The sequence below is a fragment of the Sphingobacterium shayense genome (genome assembly GCF_013179575.1).
Taxonomy (GTDB): Bacteria; Bacteroidota; Bacteroidia; order Sphingobacteriales; family Sphingobacteriaceae; genus Sphingobacterium; species Sphingobacterium shayense.
This window is the reverse complement of sequence record NZ_JABMCQ010000175.1, coordinates 1-8,348: the sequence shown is the minus strand read 5'-3', so window position 1 is coordinate 8,348 and position 8,348 is coordinate 1. Positions and strand designations below refer to the sequence as shown.

The following is an 8,348-nucleotide window of genomic DNA, read 5'->3' as shown; positions in this document are numbered from 1 at the left end:
ATGCAAAACAAAACGCACATCCGGTTTATCGATTCCCATTCCAAAGGCATTCGTTGCAACAATAACTCGAGTCCTATTTTCCATCCAATCGTCTTGCTTTTTAGAGCGTACAGAAGCTAAAAGCCCTGCATGATAATAATCTGCCGAGATGCCGTGGTTTAGCAGGTAATGTGCTACTTCTTGCGTTTCTCGCCGATTTCGCACGTAAATTACCCCAGATCCACCTAATTTATGCAACATCCTTAACATACGGGAGAATTTATCTTTCTCATGTAAAACCATATAAGACAAATTATCCCGACGGAAACTCTTCTGAAAAACCTCGGCAGACAAGAGCCCGAGTTTATCTTGGATGTCTTCCACCACTCGAGGAGTTGCTGTCGCAGTTAGGGCTAAAAAAGGAACCCCGGGATGCAACTCACGAAGCTTGGGAAGTTGAAGATAGGACGGACGAAAATCGTATCCCCATTGTGAAATACAATGTGCTTCGTCAACGGCAAAAAGACAAACTTTCATATACCGTAACCGTTCCTGCACAATTTCAGTATACAAACGCTCGGGAGTGAGGTAAAGAAACTTGATTTTCCCAAAAATACAGTTATCTAAAACGATATCAACTTCCCTTTTAGACATTCCCGAAAATACACCGACTGCATCTATGCCTTTAATTCTTAGGCTCTGTATTTGATCTTTCATTAGGGCAATCAACGGCGTTATTACAATACAGATACCTGCGAGCTGCATTGCGGGGACTTGAAAGCATATGGATTTCCCCCCGCCGGTAGGCATTAAAGCGAGTGTGTCCCTGCCCTGCAACACAGATTCGATAATCTCCAATTGCAACGGACGAAAGGTATCATGGCCCCAATATTGTTTTAAGATTGTTACGCTTTTCTCTTCCATTAATAACACCTTCATTAACTACCTCTGTCTTTCTAAAAGACGCTAGGGGGTTGCAGATCAAAAATACAAACTTCTAATTGATTTATCTATATATACATACATTGCAGAACAGATATTCATAAAAAAAGGGAAAGCATTTCTACTTTCCCTTTTTTATGAATGTATTCGTTTCTTAACCGTTGGATAATGCTGCTGCACCCGAGACGATCTCGGTCAATTCTGTGGTGATAGCAGCTTGTCGTGCCTGATTATAAGATAGTTTAAGCGCCTTAAGCAGATCTCCGGCATTCTCAGTCGCCTTATCCATCGCTGTCATGCGTGCGCCATGCTCAGAAGCATTGGAATCAAGAACCGCTTTAAATAACTGTGTTTTTATCGCTTTGGGAATCAATTCCTCAATAATCTTTTCTTTCGAAGGTTCGATAAGATAATCCACCTCTGTTGAAACTTCACCTTCCTGCTTTTCTTCAGGGATTAAAGGTAACAATTGCTCGGCGGTCAATACTTGGAGTGCAGCATTGCGGAATTGGTTATATACGACCTCTACTCTATCAATATTACCCTCTTTGAATTCCGTCATCACATAATCAGTAACCTTCGAAACGTTTAAGAACGTAAGATCGCTATATAATTCATTATTATTGCCAATTACATTAAAACCACGCTTTTGGAAGAAATCATGACCGCGCTTACCAATAGCAATAACACTAAGGTTACCGCGGGCGTGCTGCTCAGCATATTTACCGAATATCAAGTTATTCGCCGCTTTAATCGCATTTGCATTGAATGCTCCCGCTAACCCCCTATTTGAAGTTAACACAATTACTAACACCCGTGTAGGAATACGATCTTGTGTAAATGGGGACTCATTCCCTTCAACAGAAGCAGAAACTTGAGCTAAGATATCTCTTAACTTATTAGCGTAAGGGCGCAATTGAATGATTGCATTTGTTGCTCGCTTCAATTTCGCCGCCGCCACCATTTTCATCGCTTTGGTAATCTGTTGAGTCGATGTTACCGAGCTGATCCGGTTTCTTACTTCTTTTAAATTTGCCATATACTAGTGTAGATTGACTATCAAAGTATGAATTTCTGTTGTACAGAAATTCGTACTTTCAATCCTCATCTGATTAATATTTTGCTGCTAATTCTTTAGCTACTTTGTCCAACACATCAGTTAACTCATCACTATATTTTCCTGCTTTTAGGGCAGACAATACTTCGGGATGCCGTTGTTCTAATTGTGTCAAATATTCTTCCTCAAATTGACGCACTTTATTCACCGGCACACTACGAAACAACCCTTTTGTACCTGCGTAAATAATTGCAACTTGTTTTTCAACAGCTACAGGAGAATATTGTCCTTGCTTAAGGATTTCTACGTTTCGGACCCCTTTATCCAACACCGCTTTAGTAGCCGCATCCAAATCCGAACCAAATTTCGCGAAAGCTTCTAGTTCTCGATATTGTGCTTGGTCTAACTTCAAGGTACCAGAAACCTTCTTCATCGATTTAATCTGTGCATTACCACCAACTCGCGATACGGAAATACCAACGTTAATCGCTGGACGAATACCAGCGTTGAATAGATTCGATTCTAAGAATATCTGACCGTCCGTAATCGAAATTACGTTAGTCGGAATATATGCTGAAACGTCACCCGCTTGAGTCTCAATAATCGGCAAAGCGGTCAATGATCCGCCACCTTTTACCAAGTGTTTTATAGACTCAGGAAGGTCATTCATATTTCTAGCGATGGTATCGGAAGAGTTAATTTTTGCAGCTCTCTCCAATAAACGAGAGTGCAAATAGAAAACATCCCCTGGGTATGCTTCACGTCCCGGTGGGCGACGTAATAACAATGAAACTTCACGATACGCTACTGCCTGTTTTGATAAATCATCGTAAACGATCAATGCAGGACGACCTGTATCACGGAAAAACTCACCAATTGCAGCACCCGACATAGGCGCGTAGAATTGGAGGGGAGCCGGATCGGCAGCCGATGCTGCGACAACAACCGTATAAGCCATTGCACCTCTTTCCTCTAGAACGCGAACGATATTTGCAACTGTGGAATTCTTTTGCCCTACAGCGACATATATACAAAATACAGGATTGCCTGCATCATAAAATTCTTTTTGGTTTAATATGGTATCGATACACACTGCCGTTTTACCAGTCTGGCGGTCACCAATTACTAACTCCCGTTGTCCACGTCCCACTGGAATCATCGCATCTATCGCTTTGATACCCGTTTGAAGTGGTTCAGTTACTGGTTGACGATAAAGAACGCCCGGCGCTTTACGCTCAATTGGCATCTCATATGTCTCACCAGTAATTGGCCCCTTACCGTCGATAGGTTGACCTAACGTATTCACAACGCGTCCTAACATACCTTCACCCACTTTAAGAGATGCGATACGTCCAGTACGTTTTACTACGTCACCTTCTTTGACTTCATCAGAAGGCCCCAAAAGAACGACACCTACGTTGTCTTCTTCAAGGTTCAATACAATACCTTCTAATCCGTTACCAAATTCAACCAATTCACCGGACTGAACTTTAGTTAAGCCGTAAACTCGAGCAATACCGTCACCAATAGTAAGTACGGTACCCACTTCCTCTAGTTCGGCTTCTGATTTAAAGCCTGACAATTGCTCTCTAAGAATTGCCGAAACTTCATCTGGTCTTACCTCTATCATCGTTGTTATTATAAGGGGTTTTTATTCTATTTATCTTCTAAAAAACTCAAGGACAAATTACGCGCCTCGAGTTACAAAATGTTTTTCCAATTTACTCAATCGACCAGCGATACTCGCATCAATTTGCTTGTCACCAACTCGAACAATAATACCTCCAATTAAAGAAGAATCAATGTTATTCTTCAAAATTACTTGGCGATTGATATCTTGTGCAATAGTATTTTTTAATTCCGACAGCGTTTCAGGCGATAAAGGTACCGCAGAAATCACAGTTGCGTTGACAATGCCGTTCAATTCATTATAGCTACGGATAAATTCAGTAGCAATTTCGAACAAAATATTAGCTCTGCCTTTACTCACCAAAATTCCAAAAAAAGATAAAATCAAAGGGTTTATTTTACCTTCGAAGATCCCTGCTAGAATAGATTGCTTTTTATCCGTTTGAATAATGGGATTTTTAAGAACTTTCTGTAGTTGAGAATTTTCTTTTAGAACCGCAATAACCTGATCAATATCACCCTTTACCGCGTCTACACTTCCCTGTTCTTTTGAAAGATCAAGAAGTGACTTCGCGTATCTGGATGCAACAGTAAAAATTGACATATACTAAATTTAAAAATTGACAGACCGATTAATTTAACTTTACATCTTTCAACAAATCAGAAACAAATGATTCTTGCTTCCCTTGGTCTTCAAACTCTTTGGTTAACACTTTACGAGCAATATCCAACGATAACGAAGAAACCTGATTTTTAACTTCCGCTAAAGCTTTGTTTTTCTGATCCTCAATTTCGACTTTCGCTTGCTCTAAAATCTTGAGACTTGCATCTTTAGCTTCACCTTTCGCTTCAGCAACAATCTTATCTTTGAGTTCTTTCGCTTCTTTAAGGATCGAATCGCGTTCCGCGCGTGCTTCCTTAAGGAGCTGCTCGTTCTCGTTGGTCAAACGAGCCATTTCAAGCTTAGCTTTTTCCGCAGAGGCTAAGGCCTCAGAAATCCCTCTCTCACGCTCTTCCAGCCCATTAACAATAGGTTTCCACGCGAATTTACCTAGGATAATGATAACGATTAGTAATATAATCGTTTGCCAAACTGCCAAACCTAACGAGAATTGTTCAACTAATGCTTCCATTTTATATTTTGTAAAATATTATTCGTTCTATTTTTTGTTCAATAATAAAGTACCGTCTGCAACCAACCGTTACACACGGCACTTTAAGTACGGTACATTGGTTATTTACCTAAGATTAAAGCACCGAATGCTAAACCTTCAACTAGGGCGCCAATGATGATCATTGCAGTTTGAATTTTAGATGCCGCTTCAGGTTGACGAGCGATAGCTTCCATTGCAGAACCACCGATTTTACCAAGACCTAAACCTGCACCGATAACGATTAAACCTGCTCCAATTAGATTGTACATAATAATTAATTTATAAAATTTAACAAAAAATTCAATTTAATGATGTGCGTGCTCCTCTACGGCCATTCCTATAAATAATGACGATAGCATCGTAAAGATAAACGCCTGTAAAAATGCAACTAGTAATTCCAAGAAGAACAGGATCAATGTCAACAACATTGAAACGCCAACACTTCCTCCTATCGTCAGTTGATTTTGAAATAAATAAACGATAGCAATAAGTCCCATAACCACCGAGTGACCTGCGGTGATGTTCGCAAATAGACGTAACATCAACGAAAATGGCTTAGTAAACATTCCTAATACCTCAATTGGAGCCAAAATAAATTTGAAAGGGACTGGTACGCCTGGCATCCAAAAAATATGTTTCCAGTAATCCTTATTAGCTTTCACATTCGTAATAACGAACGTAAATAACGCCAAACAAAGTGTGACTGAAATATTACCAGTAACATTGAACCCCAGAGGTGTTAAACCCAACAAGTTCAACAAGAAAATTAAAAAGAAAACAGACAGCAGATACGGCATGAATTCCTTATAACGATGTCCAATGTTAGGAACAGCCATTTCGTCACGAACATAGAGTACTAACGGCTCTAAGATACGACCAGCGCCTTTTGGAAGTCCATTTGGGTTCTTCTTGTATGTATTTGCTAAACTGATAAAGCCCCAAAACAATAATACAGCTGCCAATATAAGTCCGACAACATTTTTAGTTATTGAGAAATCAAAAGGTTTTTCGTTTATTGGGTGATGTTTTTCGTCAAAGTTTAATGTACCGCTAGCATCTGTATTGTAAATCTTGCCATGATACAAAGTGTAGTATTTTCCATTACTTCGAGCAACAGCATGCCCATGATCGAATTCTGCCGAAGAAAACACATGCAGTCCCTCATCAATCAATATAACTGGAAGAGGAAAGCCGTAGTGTTTTCCTGTCTTTTTATCCAAAGAGAAAGAGAAGTAATGATCATCCTGTAAGTGATGATGAATGTACTCGTTGATCTCCTCCGATTGTGACTGTGGCTTTTCACCATGCGCACTTTCAGCAGCGCTCAGGGTAAAAGGGGCAACAGCAAAGAAAATTACTGCAAAAAACAAAAGTGCTCGCTTAAGACTCACCATTTTTATCTACTATTGAATAATGAAAAATTTTGCGCAAAAATACAATATTATTTGGCATTTATTAGTATTTGTGGAAACTTTTTATAAAATCAGACATCCTTTACTTTTATCCCTTGATTAACAATCTGATATGCCACAAAAACATCAAATATCAAAAAGACAAAAAAGGTTACTAAAAAATTCAATTCTAGGAAATCGTTTTCAAAGATTCCTAATCCATCTTTTATATATAAATAACTTGCAATTGCTTTTATAAAAATACAGCCTAAGAAAACAAAACTTATGTATTTTGGCATCGCATAATCGGTCAAATGTAACAACGCTCCAAGCATAAACGAAACTCCAAAACCAAATATATAGAGCCCCGAAAGACTATAGTCTGTTTGTTGCCAAAATTTATTTAAACCAAAATTGCTCAAAATTACACTGTGAAGTCCAAAACTCAATGTCGCAATAAACAATAGGAGCAACACTAATTTTATGTATTTATTCATTTTTATTGAGATAATTCACTTGTCTAATAAACTGATATAATGATGCTACTACGCCCAGCATTGTCACTCCCTTCATCCACCATTCTCCGGTTGTTTCAAAATAACTATCCAGCCACATCCCAAGGCGATAAAATAGATAAATCGTTATTCCCATCTGAAAAGGCATAGATGTAAAAATCAACCATTTGTTTTTCTGACCCTTTTTTTTATTTTCTTCCATAGGCTATACGAAAAGGCCTCAAAGATAGTATTTAAAAAATATGGTTTAGCCAATTTCTTGGATTATATTCATGTCGTACCTCTACAAAAGAGTCACTCTTGTTCCTGTGCAAAAAATTGAGGCTTCCCTCGCTCGGTTGTCTTAACAGGCGATTTACCCGATAGCATTCGTCTCAAGCACTTTTTGACCGATCTTGATGTCGGGGTAATCATAAGCTTCTCCGAGAATCATCTTTAACTCGGAAGAAGATTTACCTCGGTTTTCTTTTATGATTTCTATCAATTTATTAAGTTTTTCTTGATCCATCAGATCAAGAGCATCAACTTCAGTTCCAACATAATGTATCAGATGACCATATATAGTTCCAGCAACCATCCCCCTCTTTGCAGCGATATCCGAAATACTAAACCCATCTTGAAACATATCTAGGCTAATGGCTTTCGTATCCTTGACTATCTCTTCTTCCTGCACGCCTTTTATACTTGTATCTTTGCTTTTATCGACTTTACTAAACTTATCCACAATTTTTGAAAGATCTCCCTCGTCGGTAAGAATATCGGCGATCGTCAAGCAGTGCATCAATTGTTCCTTTTTACGACGGACATCGAGTAATATCGAGCGCAAGTCTTCGATATACTTTTTTGTCCTCTTTTTGATCTTCCATGTATCAATATGTTCTTGCAAAGTCTGTAACAGTTCATCATTAACCCTGGGCAAAAACCAGGAGACAGCAGATTTTGTTCGATCACAAATTTTTTCATAATCGACCTGTTCGCGCACGCGCAGCAATTGATAGAGTTGCGTCATGAATTTATTAGCGACTAATTGTTGTTCCTTTAAACTTAATGAAATACTCTCTAAATATTCTAGCGCTTGCTCCTTACTATCCACATTTCTTTTTTGAAACGAAGCAATAAGATCGTCAACCCCCTCCACTAAGCTTCCCCACTGAAAACTTTGTAACAATATCTGTCCCAAATAATTGCGTTGACAAATTTCGAGAATGGTTGCAATTTCTTCGGTCGTCCCCATTTGTTGCATAAAATCGACGACTTGAAGATCCGTCCGAATAGAATGTAATGGAATCTTTGATTTTAACACCAAGCCTTCCAGACCTGTCAATCTACTTAATGCAACATATACTTGGCCTGCGGCAAATGAGGTTCCTGCATCAATTACCGCACGTTCGAACGTCAAACCTTGACTCTTGTGGATCGTGATTGCCCATGCTAAACGTAGAGGGTACTGCGAAAAAGTTCCTAAGACTTCTTCTTGAATCTTGTCCTCCCCTTTATCATATTTATAACGAATGTTTTCCCATTTTTCACGTTTCACCGTTACCTGCTCCGAACCATCGGTAAAACCTACCACGATTTGATCGCGGTCGAGATTCAATTCTTTTATAATCCCAATTTTTCCATTAAAGAACTTCCGGTCATCTCCGGTATCATTTTTTATAAACATTACCTGCGCACCAAT

At 39.0% G+C, this 8,348-nt stretch carries 10 protein-coding genes; all 10 read right to left on the bottom strand.

All coding sequences use genetic code 11. From position 1 onward, the window contains the following. The coding region (locus tag HP439_RS16110; RefSeq protein WP_172391359.1) for a RecQ family ATP-dependent DNA helicase at positions 1 to 903 on the bottom strand (903 nt) is incomplete at its 3' end. Positions 904 to 1,075: 172 nt separating this feature from the next. Further along, positions 1,076 to 1,960, bottom strand: coding sequence for an ATP synthase F1 subunit gamma (gene atpG, locus HP439_RS16105; protein ID WP_172391358.1), 885 nt, complete (start codon positions 1,958 to 1,960; stop codon positions 1,076 to 1,078). A gap of 73 nt (positions 1,961 to 2,033) precedes the next feature. Then, entirely contained in the window at positions 2,034 to 3,608 is a 1,575-nt protein-coding gene (gene atpA / locus HP439_RS16100) for a F0F1 ATP synthase subunit alpha (RefSeq protein WP_172391357.1), read from the bottom strand. 57 nt (positions 3,609 to 3,665) lie between these two features. Beyond that, positions 3,666 to 4,211 carry a F0F1 ATP synthase subunit delta gene (locus HP439_RS16095; RefSeq protein WP_172391356.1) on the bottom strand — a complete coding sequence of 182 codons (546 nt, stop codon included), beginning with the start codon at positions 4,209 to 4,211 and terminating at the stop codon, positions 3,666 to 3,668. A gap of 28 nt (positions 4,212 to 4,239) precedes the next feature. Beyond that, entirely contained in the window at positions 4,240 to 4,740 is a 501-nt protein-coding gene (gene atpF / locus HP439_RS16090; protein ID WP_172391355.1) for a F0F1 ATP synthase subunit B, read from the bottom strand. A 101-nt stretch (positions 4,741 to 4,841) separates the two neighbouring features. Further along, positions 4,842 to 5,030 carry an ATP synthase F0 subunit C gene (atpE, locus tag HP439_RS16085; RefSeq protein WP_028070619.1) on the bottom strand — a complete coding sequence of 63 codons (189 nt, stop codon included), beginning with the start codon at positions 5,028 to 5,030 and terminating at the stop codon, positions 4,842 to 4,844. A 36-nt stretch (positions 5,031 to 5,066) separates the two neighbouring features. Further along, a complete protein-coding gene (atpB, locus tag HP439_RS16080; RefSeq protein ID WP_172391354.1) occupies positions 5,067 to 6,155 on the bottom strand; it encodes a F0F1 ATP synthase subunit A in 1,089 nt (362 codons plus the stop codon). An 89-nt stretch (positions 6,156 to 6,244) separates the two neighbouring features. Beyond that, entirely contained in the window at positions 6,245 to 6,649 is a 405-nt protein-coding gene (locus HP439_RS16075; protein ID WP_172391353.1) for a hypothetical protein, read from the bottom strand. Then, the gene (locus HP439_RS16070) at positions 6,642 to 6,869 is read right to left on the bottom strand and encodes an AtpZ/AtpI family protein (protein WP_172391352.1); all 228 of its coding nucleotides are present in this window, start codon (positions 6,867 to 6,869) and stop codon (positions 6,642 to 6,644) included. Before HP439_RS16070 ends, HP439_RS16075 begins: the two co-directional genes overlap by 8 nt. Before the next feature lie 153 nt (positions 6,870 to 7,022). Further along, positions 7,023 to 8,348, bottom strand: a 1,326-nt coding sequence (locus tag HP439_RS19635; protein ID WP_172391351.1) for a helix-turn-helix domain-containing protein, incomplete at its 5' end; no start/stop codon positions are given.